Annotated in this window: 26 protein-coding genes; 9 read left to right on the forward strand and 17 right to left on the reverse strand. The window is 59.3% G+C overall.

Annotated elements, in window-relative coordinates; genetic code table 11:
- Window positions 1-79: 79 nt before the first annotated feature.
- Window positions 80-736 carry a DUF6882 domain-containing protein gene (locus tag CKALI_RS05435; protein WP_156192337.1) on the forward strand — a complete coding sequence of 219 codons (657 nt, stop codon included), beginning with the start codon at window positions 80-82 and terminating at the stop codon, window positions 734-736.
- Here CKALI_RS05435 and CKALI_RS05440 read toward each other — a convergent pair.
- Both CKALI_RS05440 and CKALI_RS05445 read right to left on the reverse strand, forming a co-directional pair.
- Window positions 733-2,010 carry a lipase family protein gene (locus CKALI_RS05440; RefSeq protein ID WP_156192338.1) on the reverse strand — a complete coding sequence of 426 codons (1,278 nt, stop codon included), beginning with the start codon at window positions 2,008-2,010 and terminating at the stop codon, window positions 733-735. The two genes, CKALI_RS05435 and CKALI_RS05440, sit on opposite strands and share 4 nt — an antisense overlap.
- Before the next feature lie 96 nt (window positions 2,011-2,106).
- Window positions 2,107-2,997, reverse strand: coding sequence for an oxidoreductase (locus CKALI_RS05445; RefSeq protein ID WP_156192339.1), 891 nt, complete (start codon window positions 2,995-2,997; stop codon window positions 2,107-2,109).
- On the opposite strand from CKALI_RS05445, the gene CKALI_RS05450 reads away from it, so the two are divergent.
- The 5 genes from CKALI_RS05450 (at window position 2,992) to cobJ (ending at window position 8,096) form a co-directional block, all read left to right on the forward strand.
- On the forward strand, window positions 2,992-3,624 hold the full coding sequence (locus CKALI_RS05450) for a TetR/AcrR family transcriptional regulator (protein ID WP_156192340.1): 633 nt from the start codon (window positions 2,992-2,994) through the stop codon (window positions 3,622-3,624). The genes CKALI_RS05445 and CKALI_RS05450 overlap by 6 nt on opposite strands.
- Window positions 3,611-4,771 (forward strand): acyltransferase family protein, encoded by a 1,161-nt coding sequence (locus CKALI_RS05455; protein ID WP_197079774.1) that lies wholly within the window; start codon window positions 3,611-3,613, stop codon window positions 4,769-4,771. Before CKALI_RS05450 ends, CKALI_RS05455 begins: the two co-directional genes overlap by 14 nt.
- A gap of 1 nt (window position 4,772) precedes the next feature.
- A complete protein-coding gene (locus CKALI_RS05460) occupies window positions 4,773-5,900 on the forward strand; it encodes a precorrin-3B synthase (RefSeq protein WP_407643762.1) in 1,128 nt (375 codons plus the stop codon).
- Window positions 5,901-5,979: 79 nt separating this feature from the next.
- Entirely contained in the window at window positions 5,980-6,627 is a 648-nt protein-coding gene (locus tag CKALI_RS05465) for a precorrin-8X methylmutase (RefSeq protein ID WP_156192342.1), read from the forward strand.
- Window positions 6,624-8,096 (forward strand): precorrin-3B C(17)-methyltransferase, encoded by a 1,473-nt coding sequence (cobJ, locus tag CKALI_RS05470; protein WP_156192343.1) that lies wholly within the window; start codon window positions 6,624-6,626, stop codon window positions 8,094-8,096. The genes CKALI_RS05465 and cobJ overlap by 4 nt, the downstream gene beginning before the upstream one ends.
- Here the strand turns inward: cobJ and CKALI_RS05475 are convergent.
- Both CKALI_RS05475 and CKALI_RS05480 read right to left on the reverse strand, forming a co-directional pair.
- Window positions 8,093-8,371, reverse strand: coding sequence for a HigA family addiction module antitoxin (locus tag CKALI_RS05475; protein ID WP_156192344.1), 279 nt, complete (start codon window positions 8,369-8,371; stop codon window positions 8,093-8,095). The two genes, cobJ and CKALI_RS05475, sit on opposite strands and share 4 nt — an antisense overlap.
- A 16-nt stretch (window positions 8,372-8,387) precedes the next feature.
- Window positions 8,388-8,669: a type II toxin-antitoxin system RelE/ParE family toxin gene (locus CKALI_RS05480; protein ID WP_156192345.1), complete on the reverse strand. Its 282-nt coding sequence runs from the start codon at window positions 8,667-8,669 to the stop codon at window positions 8,388-8,390.
- Between the two features lie 106 nt (window positions 8,670-8,775).
- On the opposite strand from CKALI_RS05480, the gene CKALI_RS05485 reads away from it, so the two are divergent.
- Window positions 8,776-9,219, forward strand: a complete 444-nt coding sequence (locus CKALI_RS05485; RefSeq protein ID WP_156192346.1) for a MarR family winged helix-turn-helix transcriptional regulator — start codon at window positions 8,776-8,778, stop codon at window positions 9,217-9,219.
- Window positions 9,216-10,418, forward strand: coding sequence for a hypothetical protein (locus CKALI_RS05490; protein ID WP_156192347.1), 1,203 nt, complete (start codon window positions 9,216-9,218; stop codon window positions 10,416-10,418). The genes CKALI_RS05485 and CKALI_RS05490 overlap by 4 nt, the downstream gene beginning before the upstream one ends.
- A gap of 3 nt (window positions 10,419-10,421) precedes the next feature.
- On the opposite strand, the gene CKALI_RS05495 is transcribed toward CKALI_RS05490, so the two are convergent.
- The 6 genes from CKALI_RS05495 to CKALI_RS05520 are packed head-to-tail and all read right to left on the reverse strand — an operon-like array spanning window position 10,422 to window position 15,765.
- On the reverse strand, window positions 10,422-11,159 hold the full coding sequence (locus CKALI_RS05495) for a cobalt-precorrin-6A reductase (RefSeq protein ID WP_156192348.1): 738 nt from the start codon (window positions 11,157-11,159) through the stop codon (window positions 10,422-10,424).
- Window positions 11,147-11,920: a precorrin-4 C(11)-methyltransferase gene (cobM, locus tag CKALI_RS05500; protein ID WP_156192349.1), complete on the reverse strand. Its 774-nt coding sequence runs from the start codon at window positions 11,918-11,920 to the stop codon at window positions 11,147-11,149. The genes CKALI_RS05495 and cobM overlap by 13 nt, the downstream gene beginning before the upstream one ends.
- Before the next feature lie 8 nt (window positions 11,921-11,928).
- Window positions 11,929-13,191, reverse strand: a complete 1,263-nt coding sequence (gene cbiE / locus CKALI_RS05505) for a precorrin-6y C5,15-methyltransferase (decarboxylating) subunit CbiE (protein WP_156192350.1) — start codon at window positions 13,189-13,191, stop codon at window positions 11,929-11,931.
- Between the two features lie 10 nt (window positions 13,192-13,201).
- Window positions 13,202-13,909, reverse strand: a complete 708-nt coding sequence (locus tag CKALI_RS05510; RefSeq protein ID WP_156192351.1) for an SDR family oxidoreductase — start codon at window positions 13,907-13,909, stop codon at window positions 13,202-13,204.
- The gene (gene ygiD / locus CKALI_RS05515; RefSeq protein WP_156192352.1) at window positions 13,906-14,691 is read right to left on the reverse strand and encodes a 4,5-DOPA-extradiol-dioxygenase; all 786 of its coding nucleotides are present in this window, start codon (window positions 14,689-14,691) and stop codon (window positions 13,906-13,908) included. The genes CKALI_RS05510 and ygiD overlap by 4 nt, the downstream gene beginning before the upstream one ends.
- A gap of 18 nt (window positions 14,692-14,709) precedes the next feature.
- Window positions 14,710-15,765 carry a M24 family metallopeptidase gene (locus tag CKALI_RS05520; RefSeq protein ID WP_197079775.1) on the reverse strand — a complete coding sequence of 352 codons (1,056 nt, stop codon included), beginning with the start codon at window positions 15,763-15,765 and terminating at the stop codon, window positions 14,710-14,712.
- Window positions 15,766-15,790: 25 nt separating this feature from the next.
- Between CKALI_RS05520 and CKALI_RS05525 the strand changes: the two genes are divergently transcribed.
- A complete protein-coding gene (locus CKALI_RS05525; RefSeq protein ID WP_156192353.1) occupies window positions 15,791-16,438 on the forward strand; it encodes a S1 family peptidase in 648 nt (215 codons plus the stop codon).
- Here CKALI_RS05525 and CKALI_RS05530 read toward each other — a convergent pair.
- The 7 genes from CKALI_RS05530 to CKALI_RS05560 are packed head-to-tail and all read right to left on the reverse strand — an operon-like array spanning window position 16,425 to window position 24,024.
- Entirely contained in the window at window positions 16,425-19,211 is a 2,787-nt protein-coding gene (locus CKALI_RS05530) for a DEAD/DEAH box helicase (protein ID WP_156192354.1), read from the reverse strand. The genes CKALI_RS05525 and CKALI_RS05530 overlap by 14 nt on opposite strands.
- A gap of 10 nt (window positions 19,212-19,221) precedes the next feature.
- Window positions 19,222-20,172 carry a twin-arginine translocase subunit TatC gene (tatC, locus tag CKALI_RS05535; protein ID WP_156193669.1) on the reverse strand — a complete coding sequence of 317 codons (951 nt, stop codon included), beginning with the start codon at window positions 20,170-20,172 and terminating at the stop codon, window positions 19,222-19,224.
- A 60-nt stretch (window positions 20,173-20,232) separates the two neighbouring features.
- Entirely contained in the window at window positions 20,233-20,520 is a 288-nt protein-coding gene (gene tatA / locus CKALI_RS05540) for a Sec-independent protein translocase subunit TatA (protein ID WP_156192355.1), read from the reverse strand.
- A gap of 9 nt (window positions 20,521-20,529) precedes the next feature.
- The gene (locus CKALI_RS05545; RefSeq protein ID WP_156192356.1) at window positions 20,530-21,501 is read right to left on the reverse strand and encodes a helix-turn-helix transcriptional regulator; all 972 of its coding nucleotides are present in this window, start codon (window positions 21,499-21,501) and stop codon (window positions 20,530-20,532) included.
- A complete protein-coding gene (locus tag CKALI_RS05550; protein WP_156192357.1) occupies window positions 21,501-22,463 on the reverse strand; it encodes a helix-turn-helix transcriptional regulator in 963 nt (320 codons plus the stop codon). Before CKALI_RS05550 ends, CKALI_RS05545 begins: the two co-directional genes overlap by 1 nt.
- Entirely contained in the window at window positions 22,460-23,884 is a 1,425-nt protein-coding gene (pafA, locus tag CKALI_RS05555; protein WP_407643763.1) for a Pup--protein ligase, read from the reverse strand. The genes CKALI_RS05550 and pafA overlap by 4 nt, the downstream gene beginning before the upstream one ends.
- A complete protein-coding gene (locus CKALI_RS05560) occupies window positions 23,848-24,024 on the reverse strand; it encodes a ubiquitin-like protein Pup (protein ID WP_156192358.1) in 177 nt (58 codons plus the stop codon). The genes pafA and CKALI_RS05560 overlap by 37 nt, the downstream gene beginning before the upstream one ends.
- Window position 24,025 lies beyond the last annotated feature (1 nt).

Below are 24,025 nucleotides of genomic sequence, written 5' to 3' on the forward strand. Positions count from 1 at the left end.
TCATCACCTATAGCGAGAGAATTCGATTGCTCGTATGGATCGCTCGCGGACTCGATTTGCCGACTTTAGACTAGGCAGCATGGCCCTGTTCAACCGTGTACCTCGTGCCCAATCCCCCGTCCTCCACACTTTGATTGCAGACCATTCCATCCTGACTCTAGAAGCTCAGGAAACACTCGGCGATTACGCTGGTGACGAAGATTGGGCTGTAGATATTTCCACCGGCACGATCAGCTTCGGCGAGTCCATCTTTCCTGTGCAGGTGCTGGGCACCCTGGAAGGTTCAGTGTGGCAGTGGGCCTGGCACGATAGGGGCTTTGCCGATCGCCTCGATCACCCAGCTATTAGTGGAATCACCGAGCTGCGAGGTCGCGCACAGGAACTGCAGATTCCCGAATTTGCGGAACCTGCCATCAAAATCGACGAGCTAAGCAACCTCGGTCTGCTGCCCGGCGCTGGGTTGGCATCCGTGGCTGCACAGTTGATTGGATTCAATGCCTTCTTCGGCGGAGATACTGGTCAAGCTACGATGTTTTTCGCCGTGGACGTTCCACTTGATGAACCCAAGATGGAAGATCTCAACCGCTACACCCAACAGGCATTCCACAACACGGACAACATTGAGGACGCACTTCGACTGTGGGCTGCCAAGCGTAACTCGCGCGTTTCAGAAATCGACGGTGGAATCAAAGTAATGCTGCCAGACAGCACCTTCTGCGAGTTTTTCCTCAACTAGCGCAGACGCTCCAGTAACCACTCCATCTGCTGCGGCACCGATAGATAGTACGGCAGGAAGTGATTCGCACCAGTCCGTCCGGGTAGGCGCGGTAATCGGGACTCGACGTAGGAGACTTCTCCGTCCAGCTCAAGCCACCTGTCGCGTAACGCACGCACTTGTTGCACAGGAATCACGTCGTCATTGCGGGAGCCCCACAACCGGGTCGGGATCGTCGGCGCTGAGTGGCCGAGTTCTTGGCGTCGCAAAGCTGCGGTGACGGCGGGCAAAGATGCCACGACTTGGGCGAAAGACCGGCCATCAACCGTCCAATCGCGTGTGCGCTCGTAACCACTCGCAAAGACGGTGCCGCCCGCACAAGTGGTGATGTTGGCAAGAATCTTTTTGCGACCATGTTCGTTGAACAGTGGCCACAGCTGCTCCCACAGCTCGGGAGTCTCCACCATCAGACCGGCAACAGAATAGGCAAGAGTTCCGACCACCAGCGAGCCGTCCACATGCTTCATTACCTCTTCGAGCGTGGACGGCGGCGCGCCCACCACGGCAGCGCGCACGGGTAGCACTGGGTTTTGCGCGCACCAACCTACTGCCCCGCCACCTTGGGAAAAGCCCCACAAGCCGATGGGTTGATCCTCGCTGATACCCAAGGTGCGCGCGGCTCTGAGCGCATCATAGAGCGACTGGCCGGCTGCGATGTGGTCGACGTAGTACTGGATGTGCGCATCAGGGTCGCGCGGGTAGTCAATGAAGACCACATCGCAGCCCTGTCGCAGGAACGCGAGCATGACGGGCAGCTCATAGGCCATGATCACATCCTTTGGCTCCTCGCGGAAGATCTTGAAACCGATCGCTGAACTGTGCGAGGGGTCGCAATGCTGTGCCACGCCCTGGGTGGACGGGGCAAAACCGATGACGGGACGTGTTGTGCCCGACCAGGGCTTTTCCGAGCGAATCAGTGCTCCCGTCGCGGTGAGCTGCCTACCGTGGGAATCCGTAGTCACGTATTCGAAGCGCTTCGCGTTTCTCGGGTTCTTGCCTGCACCCAGAAAGTGCAGCGCACCAACATCGGTGACGGTGCCAGGCTCCATCCCAAAAACGCGTTCCGAACCGCCGAAATGAGGGACCTTAACATCAGTGACGATGTGGCGCTTCACGGGTTGTCGACGCAGGAGAAAGCGGAGGAAGTCCGCTCTCAGTGGTGCGGAAACTCGCGCTAGAAGAGAGGCATCGGCAAGCCGGTAACCTCGAAGCTTCTCGGGGCGCTGGGAGAACATGGATTCCAGAATACTGAGATGAGGCGAAATTGTCGGTCCATAGCGCGCGTACCCGCCTATCGCGCGTCCCGTTGCAGAGTAGATGAACTAACAGGCCTAACCAGGAAACTGCACCCCAGTCCACTTTTCTGATAGCTCCCACAGCTTCCGAGCTGCTGCTTCGTCCAATGCGGCCGGCGCAGGTCGAACTCGGACTGCGTCTCCACGAAGCTCTAGGAATCCTCCAGGGCCGAAGTAATCTCCCTGCTGCGCCGTTGGATCGGTTGCTGCCCGGAGCGCAGGCTCAGCGCCGCGGGCCGTGCTTTGCCCGAGGATCCGGTCAAGCAGTGTCTTAAAACCAGTAGTCCCATGCGGGTTGGTAGAACTTTGGCCAGGATGGGACGCGAGCGACAACATATCAACACCAGCGGACGCTAGCCGTCGCGCGAGTTCCTGAGTAAACAGGAGATTCGCCAGTTTGCTTCGTCCGTACGCTTTCATCGGATGATAGTCCTTGTCACTGCGAACGTCTGCAAAAGATAGGCCGGGAATCTTGTGTCCGTTGCTCGACATCGTGACAACTCTGCCTCCCGGTACCTTGCTAATCAGTGGGAACAATAGCCCAGAGAGGGCAAAGTGCCCCAAGTGATTGATCGCGAAGTGGCGCTCGAACCCCTGTTTGGAAACTCCATATGGCAACATCATCACACCTGCGTTGTTGATCAGCAGGTCAAGGTGATCGTACTGTTCGAGGACTTCGGCGGCACACTTAGTCACCGAGTTGAGATTGCCAAGGTCTAGGTAATAGTGAGCCAAACGAGGCGAGAACTTTTGGGCGAACGCCTCCATTCGCGCGCTGGCATTGCCAACGATGATCACCGTTGCCCCGTGTTGCGTCAAAACGCGGGTGATTTCGGCACCTAGGCCATGATCTCCGCCGGTGACGAGTGCTACGCGCCCGGCCATGGAGGGAATATCTGAAGTCTGCCACTTTCTTTTTTCATGCATATGCACGATAATAGCAATGGAGCGAAAGGAAAGCTACTGATGCCAAAAGTGGTTGATCATGAGGAAAGGCGCCGTACGCTGGCAAAAGCCATCGTTGACATTGCTGGAGAAAAGGGATTAAAAGGGGCGACCCTTCGGGCCGTCGCAAAGCAAGCTGGGCTCTCAATGGGCGCCGTACAGCATTACTTCACCGACCGGGAAGCCATGCTCGACTTCGTCTTGGACTACGTACAGCAACAGCGTGGCGATCGGATTCGCTGCGCGATTGAGCAACTCAAGAATCCACAACCAAATTCAATGCTGTGGGCGATGGTTAAAGAAATTCTCTTTGCGGATGAAACGAACTTGACCTTCCAAAAGGTACACATGATGTTTGTGTCGCGGGCATTCGGACATCAACCCACAGCTGCCAAGTTAGGTGAAGGTAGAGCAACCGTTGTACAGCTCTTTGAACAACTCTTAGGCGACAGTGGAGCTAAGAATCCGAAGGAAGCAGCGGAAACGCTGTGGTCCTTGATGGAATCCCTCCCCACCGACATCATTCTTGGACAGCACACCTATGACAGTGCAATGAACACCACCAAGGCAGTCTTGGCAGCATTTGGAATCACCGATGTCGACGACTGAGTCAACTAAGACCCGTATTCACGGTTTGGACGCAGTCCGTGCTGCAGCATTGTTGCTTGGCATCGTTTTGCATGGTCTTATGCCCTACACCGCTCAGATCCCCTGGCTTGTCGATGACTCTCAGCGCGCGGAATGGCCCTTGGTAGTGATCTCTGCGATCCACTTCTTCCGCATGACACTCTTTCTGGTGCTTGCCGGATACTTTGGTCGGCTAGTCCGCTCAAGGCGAGGTACTCGGTCTTACCTACGGGATCGACTGATCCGGATCGTGCTTCCACTCTTTGTATTCTGGCCGTTTGCCGTCTTGCCACTCGGTTTGTTGGCAGCTTGGCACGCGAGCCGAGTCGGTAAAGAGCTGGTGCGCCCCGACGTTGCTGGGCACGGCGGCGCTCTTGGCGCATTCGACCTTGGACACTTGTGGTTCCTCTGGGTGCTAGCTCAGTGCATTGTGATCGCCCTCTTGCTGCGTTGGGCAGCTACCAAACTGATGCCTGAATCCTCCGCCACCGTGCGAAATCTCCTTGCTCGGTGCCTGAGTGCTCGACTGGGTGTGTTGCTGGCGGCAATTCCTTATGCGATTACGACGAATATCCAGCAAGAGGCTTCCGGCCTTATCGCACCTACCACTTTGATGCCTGACCCGGTTGCGCTGGTTGCCTATTTGGGTGCGTTTGGGGTGGGTTGGGTTCTCTCCTCCGATGATTCCGCACTCCGACGGATTGGCAATCACGCATGGTTCCACAGTGCTTTTGCTGTGGTGGCTACCGCCCTGACATTGGTTACCACTGGTGCCATTTCTATCGGCATCGACGCACCTCAACCAGTGTGGTCAACCCTGCAAGCGCTGGCAGGTTGGTCATGCTGTTTTGCGTTGCTAGGACTGTCGGTGCGCTATCTGACCATATTTCGGCCATGGGTTCGCTATCTTGCTGATGCTTCCTACTGGATGTACCTGATGCATCTTGTCCTGTTGACGTTTTTTGAAGTCTTTATCGCGCATCTGGCTTGGCCGATCATGGTGAAAGCTAGCCTGAACTTCATCGTAACCTCGGCTCTGCTTTTGCTCACTTACCGCGTGTTAGTGCGCTCTACCTGGCTAGGTAGTTGGCTGAATGGCCGCAAAAGTAGTCCTAGCTCCAAGGCCTAAAATAGTGGGCATGACTATCCCTCTTCATGCCTCCACCGACAAAGTAGCCTGTGACCTCGGTTTGGGCGACCGCTCGCGTGTTGACGGCTGCCCCGGTGCGCTCAGCTTTCACCACGCCGCCGATGGTGCAATTGGCCGAGTTCGCTTCCCCGGTGGTGTGATGTCGGCTACCCAATTCGCGCAATTTGCTCAGCTTGCGACAGATTTCGGCGACGGCGACATCCACCTCACGACCCGCGGCAACGTGCAAATCCGCGGGATCTCCGACGAAGCAGGCTTTTCGACGTCCGTCCTGTCTTCAGGATTCGTTCCCAGCATTGCCCACGACAAGATTCGCAATATTATCGCCTCTCCCCTTTCGGGTTTGGAAGAATTAGTTGCGGAGCTCGACCGAGCTTTGCTTAAAGACGAAGAACTAGCCGGTCTTTCCGGTCGCACGCTCTTTGGTCTCGACAACGGCGATGGTGCCATCCTTGCCCAGCAACCTGACTTTGGCATTTTCATGGGTGAACAACCTCAGCTGATCTTGGGCGGAAAGCTGACCACCAAAACACTTGCCAACCCGGCAGAAGATATCGCGCAGCTCTCAGTGCAATGGCAGCGGGCGCGCGGTAACGCCTGGCGGGTAGCAGAAAAGCCAGAGTTTATCGCCTTCGACACCATGACCTTCACTAGCTCCGATCCGACCCACATCGGCTGGTTCGACCGTGAAGACGGCACCGTGTCCCTGGGGGCTGGCTTGCCATTCGGAGTGCTGCCGCGCAAGGTGGCTGAGCTGCTGTGCGCCGTCGAAAAGCCAGTGCAGGTTACGCCGTGGCACAGCGTCCTCGTACATAACCTAGACGAAGGCGAAGCCGAGGCGGTGGCTAAGGTGCTGGCTCCGATGGGGCTCATCTTCGACGCGCACTCCCCTAAGTTGCAGGTCACCGCGTGTACCGGGTTGCCCGGGTGTGCGAAGTCCCGGTCGGATGTGCGCAGGGATGCTCTGCAGCTGATGGTCGCCGGCGATTCGGAGGGACGAGTGCATTTCTCCGGATGCGAGCGCCGGTGTGGTCATCCTCGGGTTGAGTACACGGACTATCTGGCGTTGGGTGACGGTGAGTATGAGGTCACAGAGAACCGAGGTTGAATTTGGTAATGGAAACTATCGAAATTGGGTAGGAAACGTCAATCTCCATAACCAAATTCGCCCCGTATAGTCTAGAAGCATGCACAGCTACATCACCGACGGTAACGAGATCTACCGCCAGTCCTTCGCCATGATCCGCGAGGAATCCGACCTGTCTTCGTTCGATGACCTGCAAGCGCAGGTCGCAGTTCGCATGATCCACGCCGCCGGTCAGACCGATCTGGCTGATGACATCGAGTTTTCCGACAATCTTGTTCCCGCCGCTCGCCAGGCCCTGGAAAACGGCAAGCCAATTATCACCGACGTGAATATGGTGGCCTCCGGCATTACTCGCAAGCGCCTGCCTGCGGACAATGAGGTGCTGTGTTTCTTGCGTGATCCGAAGGTTCCGGAATTGGCGAAGCAACTAGGAACCACCCGTTCCGCCGCAGCCGTTGAGCTGTGGGCGCCGGTGCTTGAGGGAGCAGTAGTCGCAATCGGCAATGCCCCGACCGCTTTGGTGCACCTCATGACATGGCTGGCGGAGGACGACACCAGGCCACGCCCGGCTGCCGTGCTCGGCATCCCGGTCGGCTTCGTGGGTGCTGCGGAGTCAAAGGCTGACCTGGCCAATGCTGCGCACGATTTGGGCATTGAGTTTCTCACTGTTCACGGCCGTCGCGGTGGCTCCGCCATCACCTGCGCTGCGATCAATGCGCTGGCTACCCATCAGGAGATCCTGCCATGAGCAAGCTGTACGGCATCGGCGTCGGCCCCGGCGACCCGGAGCTGCTGACGGTTAAGGCAGTCAAAGCCATCCAAGAAGCCGACGTCATCGCCTATCACGCCGCGCCGGGCAAGTCCTCCACGGCGGCCAAGATCGCGCGCGAGTACTTCCGCGACGGCCAGCACCAGGAGTTGCTGGAATATCCCGTTACCACGGGCAGCACCGACCACCCGGGCGGCTACGCCGGTGCGCTGGCTGACTTCTACTCAGAGGCCACCTTCCGCCTGGCCGCGCACCTGTCTGCAGGCAAGACCGTCGCCGTGCTCAGCCTCGGCGATCCAATGTTGTACTCGTCTTACCAGCACCTGCACCGCGCGCTGCTGGAGCATGCTGACGAAGCCGAGATCATCCCGGGTATCCCGTCCATCACTGCGGCCGCCGACGTGCTCGGCATGCCACTGGCGGAGGATGAGGAAGTCCTCACCGTCCTGCCCGGCACCCTGCCCGAGCAAGATCTGATCCGCCGCTTATCGACGACCGATACCGCGGTGATCATGAAACTCGGCCGTACCTTCGACAAGGTACGTTCCGCTCTCATTGCTACTGGCCTGGCTGAGCGTTCCTACGTGGTAATCCGGGCAACGATGGCCGAGCAGAACGTGGTTCCCGTCCTCGAAGCCACTGAGGTGCCTTACTTTGCATGCGTTGTGGTGCCTTCGCGTGTCGTGGCGTCAACCCCAGAGCACAAAGGCGAGGTAGTCGTCGTGGGCCTCGGCCCAGGCGCTGACCGCTGGACCACCCCAGAAGTTGCTGCCGAATTGGCGCAGGCCACCGACATTGTTGGCTACTCCACGTATGTGAACCGCGTCCCCGAACGTAAGGGGCAGAACCGACACTTGTCAGACAATAAGGTCGAGGCCGAGCGCGCTGCGATGGCGCTTGATATGGCGAAGCGTGGCGCCCGCGTGGCGGTTGTTTCTTCTGGTGACCCAGGAGTATTTGCGATGGCCGCAGCTGTGCTCGAGACTGCGGATGATGACCTGTGGCGCGATATCCCGGTTCGCATCGTCCCCGGTATGACGGCAGCGCAGGCTGTCGCTTCCCGAGTCGGAGCGCCACTGGGACACGACTTCGGCATGATTTCGCTCTCGGATCGATTGAAGCCGTGGCCGGTCATCGAAAAGCGCATTCGTGCGCTCGCTGGTGCCGACATGGCGTTTGCCGTGTACAACCCGGCGTCTAAGACGCGCCGGGAACAGGTCGCCTTGCTCCGGGACATCGTCGCCGAGTACCAGACTCCAGAGACCCCGGTTATCGTGGCTCGGGCAGTCGGCTCAGATGTGGAAAACGTCGTTGTGACCACTCTGCGCGATTTCGATCCAGAGATCGTCGATATGCGCACCATGGTGATCATCGGCGCTTCGACCACCCAGGTCTACGAAGGCGTTGATGGTAAGCGGGTGTTTACCTCGCGGCGGTACGAAAGCTAGTTGCTGAGCAGGGACTCGACCTTGGGAAGTCCCTGCTCTTTCAGGTGTGCAAGGTCGTAAGCCGCTTGCATATCGAGCCACAGCTTGGCGTTACCGATTCCGGCGACTTCAAACCGCAGCGCGAGCTGGGGCGACATCGCAGCATGACCGTGTAGAACACGGCTCAGTGCCACGCGCGATACACCGAGACGACGGCTAGCCTCGGCGATGCTGATCTCCAACTCACTGAGGACATCTTCCAAAATCACCTCACCCGGATGTGAGGGACTATGCATATTCATCTTTCACCTGCTAGTGGTAGTCCAGATAGTCGACAAGTTCCACGTCAGTACCGACGAACCGGAATACGACTCGCCAATTCCCTGACACCTTCAGTGACCAAAAACCCGACCGGTTTCCCGTAAGGGCGTGAGTGCGGTAGCCAGGAATCGAAAGAAGCGGGTCGATGGATTCTGCCACGTCTAGCACGGAGAGAATACGAGAGAGTTTTCTGGCGTGTTCGGTTTGTATTCCCTTCCTGGAACCCGTTCTAAAGAAGCTCTCCAGTCCGCGATGTTTAAAACTCACGATCACATCGAAAGCGTATCGCGTTGAGATACACTCTGTCAATGAGGTTCGAGGCTCTTGCGAACATCGAGGCCGGTGCTAAAATGTAACTAGTTACATAAATGGAGGCATCATGCGAGAACAAGCACTCACTTTCAGTGGCATCCTACTTCTGGCCAATCGCATACAAACCACGCTTGACCAGGCACTCCCCGAGCTCACCCTCAAACAGTGGCTGTGCCTGGTGATCATCGCCTCTGAAGGCAAAGTGGATTCGATGGCGGAGGTCGTCGATAAGCTTGGCACTTCGCACCAAAATGCCGCCAAACTCGTACGCGCACTCGAGGCGAAGGGATTCGTCGAATTCGGTCCTTCGTCTGACAAACGCGCGCGGTCCGTCGCGCTCACCGACCACGCGCGCGAGTATCTGCGCGCCAACAACGACCGTGGCGATGGCATCCTCACGCAGCTTTTCGACGGCATCGACCCCGCCGACACCGCTGCCTGCCTGCGCGTTCTCAACGCCCTATCACTAAATTTGGGCTGTTCCAGCATCTATCCCGAGGGGGAATCATGATCTCGATCTTGTTGGCCATACTCGCCGCAGTGTCGGCGTTGGTGAGTCGCATCGGAGCCGGCCTGCTGCTGGTTCTGGGCGTGGTATCGCTGCGGTGGGCGAAACGGACGCGGAAAGCGGCCATTGCGTGTCTATCGGTCGCCACCCTATTTACTGGCTGGAGTGTGATCTCGCTGCTTAGGCCGTACGGTTCTGTGGCAGAAAGGACTGACTTTGGTGGTTCTGATCGCACTGTGACGCTGCCGCTCGAGGTGGTGCAATTCCCAATGGATCGAGTCGCCTTGGTCGCACTCGCACCGAATTCTGATCCTGAGTACACGGGTTTTGAGCTGCAGCATCTTGCAGATGGCTATGGTCTGATTGCGTACCGAGCCGATGGCTACGCGGACATCTACGACTCCCCGGGCATGACCTCGGACCCAAACGAGCGCGGGCAGGTCATTGGTAAGGGACTGAAGCACTATGTGCAGACGGAGCTGAATGCGACGTTGACGCGAAACGAGTTCAAGGCAGAGTTCGACACCCACGATGGCCGGCACGTGAAGATCAATCTGGTCTCGGGAGACGATCAAGGCGTCCCAGTCCCAATTCTCGCCCCAGTCGGTTTGAGCACCAAGGAACCAATCTTCTTCCCGCTGTTCGTCCTGAATGACTTCACGTTCATGAACACCACGGGCGCGACGATAGACATTTCCATTGATGGGGTCGCCATGCGGGAAGAAGGAAGTCGATTCCCACTGCAATCGAAAATGCGCAATTTTGTGAAGTACTGCACTGATGGACAGTTCTACCAGGTGTTTCCGGAACGCGATCAGGACGTGAAGCACGTGCAGACTACGGGTGACCGATACGTTGACGGCCAGGTAGTGTACGTCTTTTCCGGTGATGCCCTGGCGCGAATCGACATGGGGTCGCACAGCATTACCTTCGAGCCGCCGCTAGATGTCACGGCATCTGGTGAAGGGCGAGTGAGCATGGACATTCGGCCACAGGGCGGCTCAATCAGTGGCCCCTACACATTGGAGGCCGGTCACTTTTCGCTCACCTTTGACCAGGTGAAACTCGCCCGACAACGCGACATCGGAGCTGACGTTATGATTCGAGCGCTAGGATTCTTCCAGAAGTGGCCGAAGGGCTACTCCTTCGAGGCAGATTTCACGGACGGAAAAGTGCGATCAGCCTGGAAGAACGACAGCTAGGGCCTAGACTTCCCGCAGCGCTCGCAGTGCCTCCAGCGGAGTGTGTACGAGGTAGGCACGCGAGCCTCCAGGCAGCGGCGGTCGCTGCACCATCACCACCGGAATACCCAACGAACGCGCAGCCTCAAGCTTCGCCTCGGTTAATGGCCCTCCGGAGTTCTTGGTCACCACGACATCAATCTGGTTGCCCACCATGAGTTCTTTCTCGCCTGCGACGTCGAAAGGCCCCCGCGAGAGGATCAACCGGTGCCTAGCCGGCAACTGAACCGACGGCTTCTCGACGCACCGGATCACGTACAAGTTGTGTTTATCAGCCGCGAACGGCTCCAGCTGTTGCCGACCGATGGTGAGGAAAATGTGGTGGTAGTCCCGCGCGACAACCGAGGCCGCTTCGGTCATCGAAGCAACGGGAATCCACTTGTCTCCTGGCGAAGGAGTCCATGCTGGACGGTGCAGACAAATGAGCGGCACGCCGGTGGCACGAGAGGCTTCAGCTGCGGACGTCGATATGCGCTCTGCAAAGGGGTGGGTGGCATCGATGATGACCTCGATGCCGTTCTCGAAGATCCAGCGCGCCATGCCAGCCGGGCCGCCGAAGCCGCCGATGCGGACCTCGCCGACGGGCAAGTGCGGGTTAGAGACACGACCGGCCAGTGAGGAGGTGACCCACCAGCCCTGCCCCATCATGAGGCGGGCGAGTTCGCGGGCTTCGCCGGTACCACCGAGGATTAGTGCGCGCATGGAATGGTCCTGCCGTGCTCGTCGCGAGGGCGATCATCGGAGTAGAGGTAGGAATCCGGGAAACCCTCGGCTCCTAGGACGCGACCGACAATGATCATCGCGGTGCGGGAAATGCCCGCCTCCTTCACCTGCGATGCGATGTCGTTTAAAGTCCCGCGCAGGATCTGTTCCTCGGGGCGAGAAGCGAAAGCAACCACAGCAACCGGGCAATCCGCCCCGTAGTTCGGCACGAGCTCTGAAACCACGCGGTCGATGTCATGTGCCGCGAGGTGGATACACAAAGTTGCGCCCGATTTGCCGAGCGTGTCCAAGTCCTCCCCTTCCGGCATCGCAGACGCGCGACCGGAGACTCGGGTCAGGATGACGGTCTGCCCGACGGTCGGAACGGTCAGTTCGTGCCCCAGGGAAGCCGCAGCGGCGGCGAAGGAAGGTACACCTGGCACGATCTCATACGGAATGTCCAGCGCAACCAGGCGTCGGGCCTGCTCGGCGAGCGCCGAGTAAACGGCCGGGTCGCCGGACTGCAAGCGGGCTACATCCTTGCCTTCCTCGTGGGCCTTTTGCAGCAGTCGGGTGATTTCATCCAGCGGCATGCGGGCGGTATTGATCAGCTCGGCATCTGGCGGACAGTTCTCCAGTACCTCTTCCGGTACGATACTGCCAGCGTAGAGGCACACAGGGCAGGATCTGATCAATCGATCGGCGCGAAGAGTAAGCAAATCTGCAGCGCCAGGGCCTGCGCCAATGAAGTAAACCGTCATGCAAGCAACTATAGCGGTTTGGTTGCCTGCCACTGGAGCACGGGTAGCGCGGATTTCATGGCTCGGAAGGACCCGACTTCATGTGACTGCGCCACGGCAAGCTGGGTCAATGTGCCTCCGTATTGAGCGTGGAGATCGTAGAGCAAGGAACAGGATTCGAGCGTAACGGCATTAGCCACCAGCAGTCCGCCCGGTTTCAGCGCGGTCCAGCAGCCTTCAAACACCCCTGGTGCGGTGAGCCCGCCGCCGATAAACACGACGTCGGGTGTCGGCGCAGAGGCCGGGAATGCTCCGCGCACGTCCAGGTGTGGCACGCCGAGGCGATCTGCATTATTGCGGATGCGGGCTCGGCGCAGTTCAGATTGCTCAAAACAAATCGCCTTGGTCCCCCGGGTGGAGCGGAGGAATTCAATGGAAATCGATCCAGAGCCACCGCCCACATCCCACAGCAACTGTCCTTGGCGCGGTTGCAGCGCTGCGACCGTCAAGGCGCGGACGTGGTGCTTGGTGAGCTGGCCGTCGGTGTCATAGGAATCATCCGGCAGTCCGGGCAACAGCGACCGGGAGCCAACCGGTGTCACCGCGATGACGTTCAGCGAACTTGGCGGCTCAGTGAGTTCGGATGCTGTGGACGTCGTCACGGCGCAATCTACCGAGCCTAAATCGCTGAGTACTGTGACCTGCGCTGAATCCTGCCCCATCTCGACCAGCAGACGTGCGACCTCCTGCGGCGTGGAACGATCCCGCCCGAGAATAAGAAACGGTTGTCCCGCATCGACCAGGGGAATAATCGCTGGCGTCGGAGAGGAAACCAGAGACACCACCGGCGTGTTCTGCAGCGCCCACTTCAACTCCGCGCAGGCCAGCGCCACCGACGACGGCGCTGGAATCACCCGAAACTCCCCGGAAAACTCGCGTGCCAACGTGGTGCCGATGCCATGGAACATCGGATCGCCCGAACCCAGTACCACGATGTTCTGATAGCGCCAGTTCGCCAGCATCCCCGGAATCGATGGGACTAGCGGCGACGGCCAGGCTTTCAATACCGCCGTGAGCCCCACTGGCAACAAATCCAGTTGCCGCGCCGAGCCGATAATGAGGCCAGCCTCACGAATCGCCCGCTGCGCACTCCCGGAAAGGTCATCAAACCCACCCGGATTAATCCCCACCACCGTCACGCCCGAGTACGGGATCCGTACGGAAAAATCGGCGTCTACCGCCGAGAGTGTGGGGCGCAGGACGTCATCTGTAACGGGTACCGGACTGGACATACCCTTGAGCTTAGCGTGGCATATGCCGCCAAACGGGGCGCGGCACGAGCTTCATCACCCACGCGAGCAGACGCAAGCGGCCGGGGATCCAGATGGTTCCAGATCGCTGCTGCTTAACGACGGCCTCAGCCACCACACGCGGGGTCACCGACATCGGGGCTGGCTTCATACCTTCAGTCATGGAACCAATGACGAATCCCGGACGAGCCAACACCAAGGACACTCGGCTGCCATGCAGCTCATCCATGAGTCCCTGACAAAACGCATCCAGCCCTGCTTTAGTGGATCCGTAGACGTAGTTGGCTTTGCGAGCGCGCCAACCGGCGATGGAGGAAAAGGCGTAGATGGTGCTGGACTCGGATTGCTGGCGAAGGACGTCGGCAAGCACGGTGAGCATGCTGACTTGCGCGGTGTAATCGATGGTGGCGATCTCGGCGGCGTGCGCTTCATCCGACAGGGCGCGTTCTTGGGAGCCGAGAATGCCAAAGCAGACCACGGCGTGGGTAATCGGGCCGAACTGAGCGGCCTCGTTCACGATGAGTCGGTGTGATGTGAGGTCGGAGGCCTCGAAAGGGATGACGTGCACTTCTTTGGCCTCGGGCAGCGCTGGGATCGCGTCGGGGCGACGGGCGCACATCACCACGGTGCGACCAGGACAAAGGATCTTGGCGATCTCGCCGCCGATGTCACTGGTCGCGCCCAGAATCAAAACTGTCATGCAGACAGGGTATACCCCGTCATAGATAACGAGCCAAGGCTGCGCATCTCGTTAAAGGTTTCCACCGTGCCAGTGGACGCCGCTGCGGCTCCGGCCAGGTAGACCAAGGGCAGGAAGTGGTCGGGAGTCGGAACAGCTTTGGCAAAGTCGCGGTGGCTAGTAAGAGCTGCGATGCGGGATGGGTCTTCGAGCATAATGTCGCGGGCGTCGAGGTCGAAGCGTTCGGCCCAATCGAAGCCCTTGTTGCCGGCGTGCCAATCGACCGCGCCGAGGTTGTGGACCACATTGCCAGAGCCGACCAGGAGTACGTCCTTCTCGGCGGCGAGCTTGGCGAGCTTCTCCCCCATCTCCATATGGTGGCTGAGCGGCTTGGTGCCGTCGATGCTCACCTGGAGAACCGGAATGTCAGCCTTAGGGAACATATGAGTAAGTACCGACCAGGTGCCGTGATCGATGCCCCAGTCATAATCCTTCGCTACCAGCGTTGGCTTGGCGATGTCCTGCACTAATTCTGCGATCTCCGGGTCCCCGGGTGCTGGGTACTGGACATCGAATAGCTCCTGCGGGAAGCCGTAGAAATCGTGAATAGTGCGAGGAGTCTGCATTGCGGTGACCGCGGTGCCGCGGGTGTACCAGTGCGCGGATACTGCCACGATGGCGCGTGGCTTGCGTTCTTTAAGAATCTCCTGGCCGAGATCGCGCCAGCCATGGGTAAAGTTATTCTCTTCCACGGCGTTCATTGGGGAGCCGTGGCCTACAAAAAGTGCATTAATTGTTGACATGTCATCAATGTAGCATGCTTAGCCGTGCCGAGGCGAACGGTTCAACCTCTCACACCCATCCTCCGTCACCACGACGATATCTTCGATGCGCGCGCCGCACTCACCTGGCAGGTAGATTCCCGGCTCAACGGAGAAGGTCATGCCTGGTTCCAGCACCAATTCATTGCCCGCCATGATGAAGGGCTCCTCGTGGAGCGACAGGCCAATGCCGTGACCGGTGCGGTGAATGAAATACTCCCCGTAGCCGGCGGCGGAAATGTGGTCGCGGGCGGTGGCGTCGATAAGCGCGGCGGTGACACCCGGGCGCACTGCCTGGACGGCGAGTTCCTGAGCCTCCACCAGCACCGGAAGCCATGCGGGCGGCTCGCCAAGGCTGAAGGTGCGGGTGCAGTCGGAATGGTAGCCCACGCCCCAAGTGCCGCCGATGTCGACGACCACCACGTCATCCGGCTGGATCACGCGATCGGAAAAGGAATGGTGAGGGTTTGCGCCATTGGGGCCAGAGCCAACGATGACGAAGTCCACCTCGGTGTGCCCCGAGTCAAGAATCAACTCGTGCAACTCAGCAGCAACCTCCGCCTCAGTCCGACCTGCCTCGATGCGTACCTGCCCAAACACCGAATCGATCGCGTGGGCTGCCTCGCGAAGCTGAGCCACTTCTTCCGGCGACTTGCGCATAAAAAGCTCTTTGAGCACTGGCGTGGCCAGCTGAGCGGCACCGTGAAGCTCGTCTTGGAGCGCCAACAAATGCGATGCTTCCAGCGCCGATCCGACGCCAAACGTGCCCGCATGGCCCAGCACATGCGCCACCAACGCATAAGGATTTTCCCCGTCCTGCCAGCCCTGAACTGGAAACGGCACCGACAGATTGCCAGCGTCCACCGCAGGGGCCACGTACACAGGATCTCCAGCCCGCGGAATGACCAGCCCCGAGAACCTCTCGTGCGTGTCCTCCCAGGCGCCCGTCAAGTAAGCAAGCTCCGCGCTCGGCCCAAAAACCAGACCGCCAAGCTCGCCCATGAGCTGCTGAGCCTTTTCCACGCGCTGGACATACACTGAATCAGGAAACTTCATAGCACCCACTCTAGGAGCCCCACCCATGCGCAGCGCAGTTCGGCTCACCGCCCGTGGCCGCCTCGCGAGCGGCGTCCTCACCAGCGAGCAGCTTATCGACGCCTCCCTCAGCGCCCACCTCACCGGCGCGACCTGCGAATCGGTCACCGCACAGGCAACACACGTGATTACGGCAGCGCACTTTGCCCGCCACATCACCCAGGCCTCGGTCTCATCTCCCCTGGTCAACGGAGTCGCTCGTGATTTCTACGTTGTTCCTGGAACAGATATCGCAATCGGTAAGTTAAATGCCCCAGCGCCGCTATGTGAACTGGTGCCGATCGCCCCGCGCGCACGACTCGGCCAGAAAGTAGTGTCCGCTGGTTTCTCGGATCAAGCCCGTGTTCCTGCTCACAGCCTGGTTCCCCGCTTGGTGTTCAGCCGGGTACTGGGCAAACTGCCCTGGTTTGCTACCTATGACCTGCGTACCCGGGCCCGCCATGGAGCCGTGCTGCTGCCAATGGGCCTGCAGTGGGCGCGCCGGGGTGACTCAGGCGGACCCATCCTGTCTTCAGGAGAGCTGGTGGGGATTCAATCGATGGTAGCGATGCCTCTAGGAGTTCCAGTTGGATTGGCGGCAATCAATCTGTTGGCGCCACACTTGGTAGCCATTAAGGCGGCTATGAGCCGATAGCCACCACGCCACGTCGGATCGCTTCGACAGCCTTCCGAGCGTTGCGTTTGATGTCGTCGGTGTACCCGGTCTTTTTCACCTGTTCCAGTGCGTCGATCACCTGGCGGCACCAGCGGACGAAGTCACCTGGCGTGAGTTCGGCCCCGGAGGCTGCGGCTGCTTGCATGCAGTAGTCCAGCGGCGCGCCGGCCGCCCATTGGTGGACCGCCAGCGAGAATCCCGCCTCCGGCATCTTGGTCACTGGCAGTCGATGACGGCGTTCATCCGCCTCCAGTTCAGTCCAAATGCTGAGCGTCGCGTTCATCGCATCGGCCATGGCATCCGTTGCTGCCTCGGCCTCCCCTTGGGTTTCCTTGCGGTTCTCAAAGACGCACATGGACACCACGCCTGCGAGCTCCGCGGGGTCGAGCTCATTCCATACTCCGCGTCGCAAACACTGCGCCACTAGCAGGTCAGCTTCCCCGTGAATCTGGGCGAGACGCTCGCCCTCGTCCGTGATAATCGGGGTTCTGGTGCCGTCCTCTTCGAAAGCGAACTCGACGTAGCTCATTTCCTCCAGCAGCGCCAGAATGCGATCGAAGGTGCGACCCAAGGTATCGGTTGCGGCGGAGACTTGTCCGTCGAGCCGGTCTAGATCGCGCTGGCGACGGGTCAGCCGCTCCCCAATACGAGCGAGCTGTTCCAGATCTGACCACTTGTGTACCGGGTGTTCCCGCAGCTGCACGCGGAGCTGTGCGGTTTCATCATTACCGCGGGTACGGGATTCAAGACGCATGTTCTTCGGGCGCGGATAGTGATTGCGCTTGAACTGCTCCACCACATAGCGGGCATGGCGCTTTGGATGATGGGTGACATCCTTAGACAGGCGCATCTGGCCAATGACGATCGGAGGGATGGCAAAGCTCTCCACATCGATACGTCCAGACCAGCCTGTTTCCATGATCACCCAAGGCTTGGGATCCTTCGCGTTATTAGCGGCAGAGACCACCACGGCCAGCAGTGGATGTTTGCGCCCTGGCATCGCGATGACCTGACCGTTCTGCAGCTTGGCCAGTACCCTGGTGACCTCGGTAAAGCGTTCCTCAAGGTTGTGCCGTTTTGCTTTACGCTCTGCATCCTTGAGCTCGCGCCGGATCTGCATGTATTCCATGAACTCGGCGATCGGGTCACCGCTGGTGGCGGGTGGGTTGAAGGAGGCGATGGCGTCGCTAAGCTCGCGACGCAGTTGCTCGACCTTCTCTTCGGCGCGCTCCAGCTCGCGTACCTCGTCCACTACGGAGCCATCGGCTTGGTACTGCGCGAAGGACTTTTCCAGCAGGCGGTGAGCAGGTTCGTAGCCGATGGTTTTGAGCAGGTTCACGCTCATGTTGTAGCCGGGCGCGAAGGTCGAGATCAGCGGATAGGTGCGTGTCGACGCCAAACCCGCGACCGCGCGGGGATCCATAGCGGGTGCCCATTGCACGACAGCGTTGCCGAGGACGTCGATGCCGCGACGGCCGGCGCGGCCGGTGAGCTGGGTGTATTGGCCTGGGGTGAGATCGACGTGGGCCTCACCGTTAAATTTGACCAGCTTTTCCAACACCACGGAGCGAGCTGGCATATTGATGCCCATCGCGAGGGTCTCGGTGGCAAACACTGCCCGCACCAGTCCCTTGACGAACAACTCTTCCACCACGTGCCTGAAAGCCGGGAGCATGCCCGCGTGGTGGGCAGCGAAACCGCGCATCAAGGCCTGTTTCCACCGCTTGAAGTCGAGGATCGCGAGGTCTTCCTCGGGGATCCCTTCCACGCCCTTGTCCACGATCTCCGCGATGAGCTCGGCTTCCTCCTGGGTGGTGAGAGTCAGCTGCGAGCGCATGCATTGGTAAAGGGCACCATCGCAACCTGCGCGGGAGAAAATGAAGGTGATGGCCGGAAGCATCTTTTGATTGCGCAGGATCTGCAACACTTCTGGTCGGCCCAGCGGGCGGAAGCGGTCGGACTCGCGGGGCTTGCCACTGCGCTGCGAGAGGCGCTCGCTGACCTCCCCGCGCTTCGAACGGGAACGAAAGCCAGCCGCTTTGTTGTACTCACTGCTGCGGGATTGTGCTTGGCCGGATTCCAGGCGGCGGATGTATTCTTCTAGCTCGCGGTTGACCTTGCCATCAGCATTCTCGAACAGTGGGAAGATCTTGCGCCCAACCAGCATGTACTGATCGAGTGGCACTGGACGCTTGTCGGTGACCACGACCTTGGTATCGCCGCGGACCGTAGACATCCAATTGCCGAACTCCTCTGAGTTGGACACTGTAGCGGACAGGCCGATGATCTGGACGGATTCATCAAGGTTGAGGATGACTTCTTCCCATACCGCGCCACGGGATTGGTCGGCCAGGAAGTGGATTTCATCCATGACCACGAAGGCGAGTCGCTCCAAATTGGTCGATTCTGTGTAGATCATGTTGCGCAGCACTTCGGTAGTCATCACTACGATTTCGGCGCCGCCGTTAATCGAGACATCGCCCGTGAGCAGACCGACGGCATCCTCGCCATGAACCTTTTGGAGGTCATGAAACTTCTGGTTACTCAGCGCCTTGATTGGCGTGGTGTAGAAGCACTTGAGGCCTTGGCTCAGGGCTAGCGATACGGCGAACTCTCCAACGATGGTCTTACCGGCGCCAGTGGGGGCACACACCAGCACGCCGTGGCCTGCCTCCACCGCTTGACACCCCTCGATCTGGAAGTCATCGAGGGGGAAGCTGAGCGCGGCGGAAAAGGCGGCGAGGTGAGTCATAGCTACCAGGTTAGAGCACGTCGTCGAACGCCGTCGTTGGGCGTTCAGAAAGACTGCCTAACTCAGTATTGCTGCGAATCATCGTAGGCGAGGTCGGATTCACCGGAGCCGTAGGTTCAACCGGCGCCGGTCCGTCTACCCCACCCGGCCCAAGGTCCATCTTGGATGCGTGATCGTCATCCTCTTCTAACCAATCGGGGCGGTTCTTTGCACGTCGCTTGTCGTTGAACTTAGCAAACTGCATCGCGATTTCCACCAACACCACCAACGCGCAGGCAAGCGCGAGCATGGACATGGGGTCCTGACCAGGAGTCATGAATGCCGCGAAGACGAACAGCGACATAATGATGATTCGTCGCTTGTCCTTGATCGCTTCGTATTCCAGCACACCCGCAATGTTGAGCATGATAATGATCAGCGGTACCTCGAAACTCACGCCGAAGACCAGCAAGAGCGCGAGGAAGAAGCTGTAGTAACGCTCACCGCTCAAAGCCGTGATCTGGGTTTCATCACCGATTTGCAGGAGCATCTCGAGGCCGTAGGCCATCACAAAGTAGGCCAGTCCAGCGCCAGCTACGAAAAGCAGCACGGCGATGGAGACGAAGGTGAACGTCCAGCGACGCTCATTCTTCATCAAGCCTGGCGTGATAAAGCCCCAAATTTGAGCGAGCCACACCGGGGAAGCCAGGACTGTTCCGGCCAGCGCGCCGACTTTGAGGCGCAGCATGAACATCTCAAAGGGGGCGGTAGCCAACAGCTTGCAGCTGCCGTCCGGCGAGAAATCAGCGCGGATCGACGGATCCAGCTGACAGTATGGTCCACGCAGGATTTCGCCGAGGGACATCAGCCCGAAAAAGGAATGCTGGTACCAGATGAAGCCGAGGACGGTGCCCAAGGCCAGGGCTGCGATTGAGATCAGCAGCCTGCGGCGCAGTTCCTGGATGTGTTCGACGAGGGTCATCGCGCCGTCGTCGTTGCGCCGTTTCTTCTGTTTGCGAGCGGTTGCCACTTTCTTAACGGATTACTGCTGACCCTGTTGTGGGTTCTGGTACGGCTGCTGTGGCTGCTGGTAAGGCTGCTGTACCTGCTGTGGCTGAACTGGCTGCTGCTGAATCGGCTGTGGCTGGATTGGCTGCTGCTCGATGGCTGGCTGTGGCTGGCCATCGTTTTGCATTTCCTTCACCTCAGACTTGAAGATGCGCATGGATCGGCCCAGGGAACGCGCTGCGTCTGGGAGCTTCTTCGCACCGAACAGCAGAATGAGCACAACTGCGATGATGATCAGTTCGGTAGGGCCAAGATTCGGCATGTGTAGTCCTTACAGAGAATTGAACGAGTTCGTCGGTTCATCATACGCCTTGAGTCCGGCAGCTGCTCGCTGAGCAACAGCCTCCGCAAGGTGTGTCGGAGCTGCTAGTTGAACCTGTCCCCCGCAGGCTAGCACGAAGCGGATCAACCACTCCTCGGACCCGACGGGAATGGTGCCATGGATCCATTCGTCATCCGCTTGTGCGCCTAGCGTGATCGGGACGTAGTCAGCGATCCAGGCGTAGCTCTTCGCCACCCGGATTTCGGCTTGCGTCCTGCCGAATGCGAACGGATCCTTCAGTGAAAACTTCAGGAGGTCGGCGTGCGGGACCGCTTCTTCCTCGGCCAAAGCCACTGAACTCATCCGGTCGATCCGGAAGGTGCGGTGCTCGTCCACCCCGTGATCCCAGCCGCGGAGGTAGGTAAATCCGTCGCTGGTGAAAACATGAGCTGCTGAGACGACGCGTTCTGAGGTGCTGAATGTGGTCTGCGAAAAATAGTGAAAAGTCAGTTGCTTGCGCTCGTCCATGCTGGTTCGAATGAGATCGAGAACTGAAGTACCTTCGGGCGCCGCTTCAGCATCCGCTACGGCGCTGACCTGCTCCCCCATGATTTCCCGCAGTTTAGCGGCCGCAGATGTCACCGCAGCATTGTTGACGAGCCCTGGCGTTGCCTCGAGGTTCTCTAGGGCCAATAGGAGGGCGGCGGCCTCTGTCGTCGATAAGCGCAGTGGCTTGTCCATGCCCTGGGCGTTAGCCACCCGCACGCTCTGGTAGGAGTGCTTCAAATCCACGAGGTCGCCGGGCATGAGTCCGGGGAGTCCGCAGCACCAAAGCCGATTGAGGTCGTCCATGATTTCGTGGGGCTCCCGACCCAGGTCGCGGGCGGCTTCCATCACGGTGCGTTCGGGGTGTGCCTCGAAGTATGGCAGCAAGTTCAGCATCCGGACGAGGTCGGCTAGCCTTTCACTTCCGCGTGCCATCAGTGTGACTCCTTCACTTGGCGCAGTCCGGCTACGATCTCCGCGCGCAGTTCCGCTGGTTCGAGCAGGACAATCTCGGGTGCGGTAGCAAGACACTCACGCACCAGCCAGTGCTTATCGACGTCCTCCACCACAATCGTCTCCCCCACGCGCTCACCTTGTGCTTCTAACTCGGGCGAGGCGCCCGGAGCCACCCGAAGCGTTGCCGTGACGAGTTCTTTTCCTCGGCGCAGTGCGGTCTCCACAATGTCTTGCAGGTTGACATTCTGGGGTTTGCGCTGTTCAGCAGCCCCGGAGACATGAATGTCCGACACGCGGGTGATGCGGAAAGCACGCACGGCTTCGCGGTCTGGATCGTATCCGACCAAGTACATGCGTCCCCGGAGCGGGACGAGACCCCAGGGATCCATGCGCCGCTCCTGGTCAGCTGCCTGTTGGTGCGGCCGGTAAGTAAAAGTTAGTCGGTGTCCGGCAGCGCAGGCACCCACAATCTGGTCCAGAGTTTTTGCCTTGAGAGCTTGCATATCTCCAACAGCACCGATGGTGGTGGGATCGGTGAAGGTGCGAGATGCGCCGGAAGCCGCGATCTTGGTCCAGCCGGAACGGGCGAAGACGGAGAGCTCGCCGGTGAGGCCGCGTTCGCCAGCCAGGCCTAAGATGGTGGCTTCTTCGGCGGTAAAGCGCACCTCAGGAAGGGAATATTCTTCTTCCTGGAGGCGGTAACCCGTGACCCGCTCGCCGTTTTCGACGGCGGCATCTGCGATCGCTTCGATGGGCACTCCGACTTTCATCAGTACCGCGCGATCGCGCTGAAATGCCTTGTCAAAGTGTCGCTCTGGATAGCCAAAGACGTTCTTCTTGACCCAGTGCGCAGTGAGGAACTGCTTGCCTAGCTGCCTGGCGTTGAGAAAGGCAAAGGTCAGGTTAGTCAGCCGTTCCAGGCCTGGGTCTTTTTTGGTCATAAGTACTCGATGAGTTCTTCCACTCGGGAATCAACGGAGGCAAAGGGATCACCAAGCTCCACCATATGCGGTTCGGGCTGGTTAATCTTCAGACGCATCCAGTCTACGGTGACACTCGCCTCTCGTTCGAGTGCAGCGCTGAGGAAATCACCGCGTAGCTTCGCACGAGTAGTTTGAGGCGCCTGATCCTTGGCCACCTCGATCACCTCATCTGACACCCAGCGCTGTACCAGCCCCTTGGCCTCGAGTACCGGAAAGATTCCCCGCCCTGGCTTAATGTCGTGATACATCAAATCGATTTGGGCCAGCTTCGGGTGGTCGAGGTCCCAGCTGTTCTTCTCTAGGTAGCGATTGATGAGCTTTCTCTTGATCACCCAGTCAATTTCAGTATCGACCTGTGAGAAGTCCTGAGACTCGAGAGCCGTGAGCATCCGGCCCCACAAATCAACGACTTTGTTAAGGTCTTCGTTCGGCTCACGCTCGTGCAGCCACGCAGCGGCCGCCTCGTGGTACGCGCGTTGCATGGCCAACGCGGTGATCGTCCCGCCATTTTTCAGCTCGATGACTGTGCTGCCCGTGCTGTCGCGCGCGATCTGGCGGATGGAGGCGATGTCGTCGGCAAGCCCAAAGTCGGGCAGCTCGACGCCAGCTTCGATCATTTCTAGCACCAGTTCGGTTGCACCGATCTTGAGTGCGATGGTGGGCTCGGCGAGGTTCGAATCGCCGACGATCACATGCAGGCGGCGGTACAGCGAGGAATCGGCATGCGGTTCGTCCCGGGTGTTAATCATGGGGCGACTACGGGTGGTCGCCGAGGACACCCCTTCCCACACGTGGTCGGCGCGTTGGGAGACGCACCAACCGGTGCCAAAGTGCGAGCTCGCGCTGCCCAGGAAAGGGCGGTAAATCAAGCCGGCGCCTGCGATGAGCTGGCGAGTGACGAGAAACGGAATCAGTTTGCGCCCGAGTACTTTGAGCACGGCCGTCCGCGACACCAGGTAGTTTTCATGGCAGCCGTAGGAGTTGCCCTGGCTGTCAACGTTGTTTTTGAACAGGTAGATCTGCGCAGGTTTGCCCTCCGCGGCGAGCGCTTCCTCGGCTTGGATAGCCAGGTCAGAGACAATGCGATCTCCGGCCTTTTCGTAGGCGATGAGTTGGCTGATCGAGTCGCATTCGGCGGTGGCGAATTCTGGGTGCGAGCCGACATCCAAGTACAGGCGGGAGGCGTTCGGCAGGAAGATATTTGAACTTGAATAGCGTTCGACGATGGGCCGGAACATGTACCGGGCGACATCATCGGGGGTCATGGGGGCGATGTTTCCCGGCAGGGTCGCCATGATGCCGTATTCGGTTTCGATCCCCTTGATCCTGCGGGTCAGAGCCGTCACTGGCCACCCTTTTGTACGTAAGAACGAACGAATTCTTCCGCGTTGTTTTCCAACAGTCCGTCGATCTCATCGAGGAGGTCGTCAGTGCCCTGTGTGTTGAGCTGAACCTGGCCAGCCTCGCTGAGAACGTCCTCGTCTTTCTTGCCTGGTCCAGATGCGTAGCTTTGGGTCATG

The sequence above is a fragment of the Corynebacterium kalinowskii genome, assembly GCF_009734385.1.
GTDB lineage: Bacteria > Actinomycetota > Actinomycetes > Mycobacteriales > Mycobacteriaceae > Corynebacterium > Corynebacterium kalinowskii.

Coding starts and splice junctions, on each gene's coding strand:
- CKALI_RS05435 (WP_156192337.1), top strand. CDS start 80: ATGGCCCTGTTCAACCGTGTACCTCGTGCCCAATCCCCCGTCCTCCAC.
- CKALI_RS05440 (WP_156192338.1), bottom strand. CDS start 2,010: ATGTTCTCCCAGCGCCCCGAGAAGCTTCGAGGTTACCGGCTTGCCGAT.
- CKALI_RS05450 (WP_156192340.1), top strand. CDS start 2,992: ATGCATATGCACGATAATAGCAATGGAGCGAAAGGAAAGCTACTGATG.
- CKALI_RS05445 (WP_156192339.1), bottom strand. CDS start 2,997: ATGCATGAAAAAAGAAAGTGGCAGACTTCAGATATTCCCTCCATGGCC.
- CKALI_RS05455 (WP_197079774.1), top strand. CDS start 3,611: ATGTCGACGACTGAGTCAACTAAGACCCGTATTCACGGTTTGGACGCA.
- CKALI_RS05465 (WP_156192342.1), top strand. CDS start 5,980: ATGCACAGCTACATCACCGACGGTAACGAGATCTACCGCCAGTCCTTC.
- cobJ (WP_156192343.1), top strand. CDS start 6,624: ATGAGCAAGCTGTACGGCATCGGCGTCGGCCCCGGCGACCCGGAGCTG.
- CKALI_RS05475 (WP_156192344.1), bottom strand. CDS start 8,371: ATGCATAGTCCCTCACATCCGGGTGAGGTGATTTTGGAAGATGTCCTC.
- CKALI_RS05485 (WP_156192346.1), top strand. CDS start 8,776: ATGCGAGAACAAGCACTCACTTTCAGTGGCATCCTACTTCTGGCCAAT.
- CKALI_RS05490 (WP_156192347.1), top strand. CDS start 9,216: ATGATCTCGATCTTGTTGGCCATACTCGCCGCAGTGTCGGCGTTGGTG.
- CKALI_RS05495 (WP_156192348.1), bottom strand. CDS start 11,159: ATGCGCGCACTAATCCTCGGTGGTACCGGCGAAGCCCGCGAACTCGCC.
- cobM (WP_156192349.1), bottom strand. CDS start 11,920: ATGACGGTTTACTTCATTGGCGCAGGCCCTGGCGCTGCAGATTTGCTT.
- cbiE (WP_156192350.1), bottom strand. CDS start 13,191: ATGTCCAGTCCGGTACCCGTTACAGATGACGTCCTGCGCCCCACACTC.
- CKALI_RS05510 (WP_156192351.1), bottom strand. CDS start 13,909: ATGACAGTTTTGATTCTGGGCGCGACCAGTGACATCGGCGGCGAGATC.
- ygiD (WP_156192352.1), bottom strand. CDS start 14,691: ATGTCAACAATTAATGCACTTTTTGTAGGCCACGGCTCCCCAATGAAC.
- CKALI_RS05520 (WP_197079775.1), bottom strand. CDS start 15,765: ATGAAGTTTCCTGATTCAGTGTATGTCCAGCGCGTGGAAAAGGCTCAG.
- CKALI_RS05525 (WP_156192353.1), top strand. CDS start 15,791: ATGCGCAGCGCAGTTCGGCTCACCGCCCGTGGCCGCCTCGCGAGCGGC.
- CKALI_RS05530 (WP_156192354.1), bottom strand. CDS start 19,211: ATGACTCACCTCGCCGCCTTTTCCGCCGCGCTCAGCTTCCCCCTCGAT.
- tatC (WP_156193669.1), bottom strand. CDS start 20,172: ATGACCCTCGTCGAACACATCCAGGAACTGCGCCGCAGGCTGCTGATC.
- tatA (WP_156192355.1), bottom strand. CDS start 20,520: ATGCCGAATCTTGGCCCTACCGAACTGATCATCATCGCAGTTGTGCTC.
- CKALI_RS05545 (WP_156192356.1), bottom strand. CDS start 21,501: ATGGCACGCGGAAGTGAAAGGCTAGCCGACCTCGTCCGGATGCTGAAC.
- CKALI_RS05550 (WP_156192357.1), bottom strand. CDS start 22,463: ATGACCAAAAAAGACCCAGGCCTGGAACGGCTGACTAACCTGACCTTT.
- CKALI_RS05560 (WP_156192358.1), bottom strand. CDS start 24,024: ATGACCCAAAGCTACGCATCTGGACCAGGCAAGAAAGACGAGGACGTT.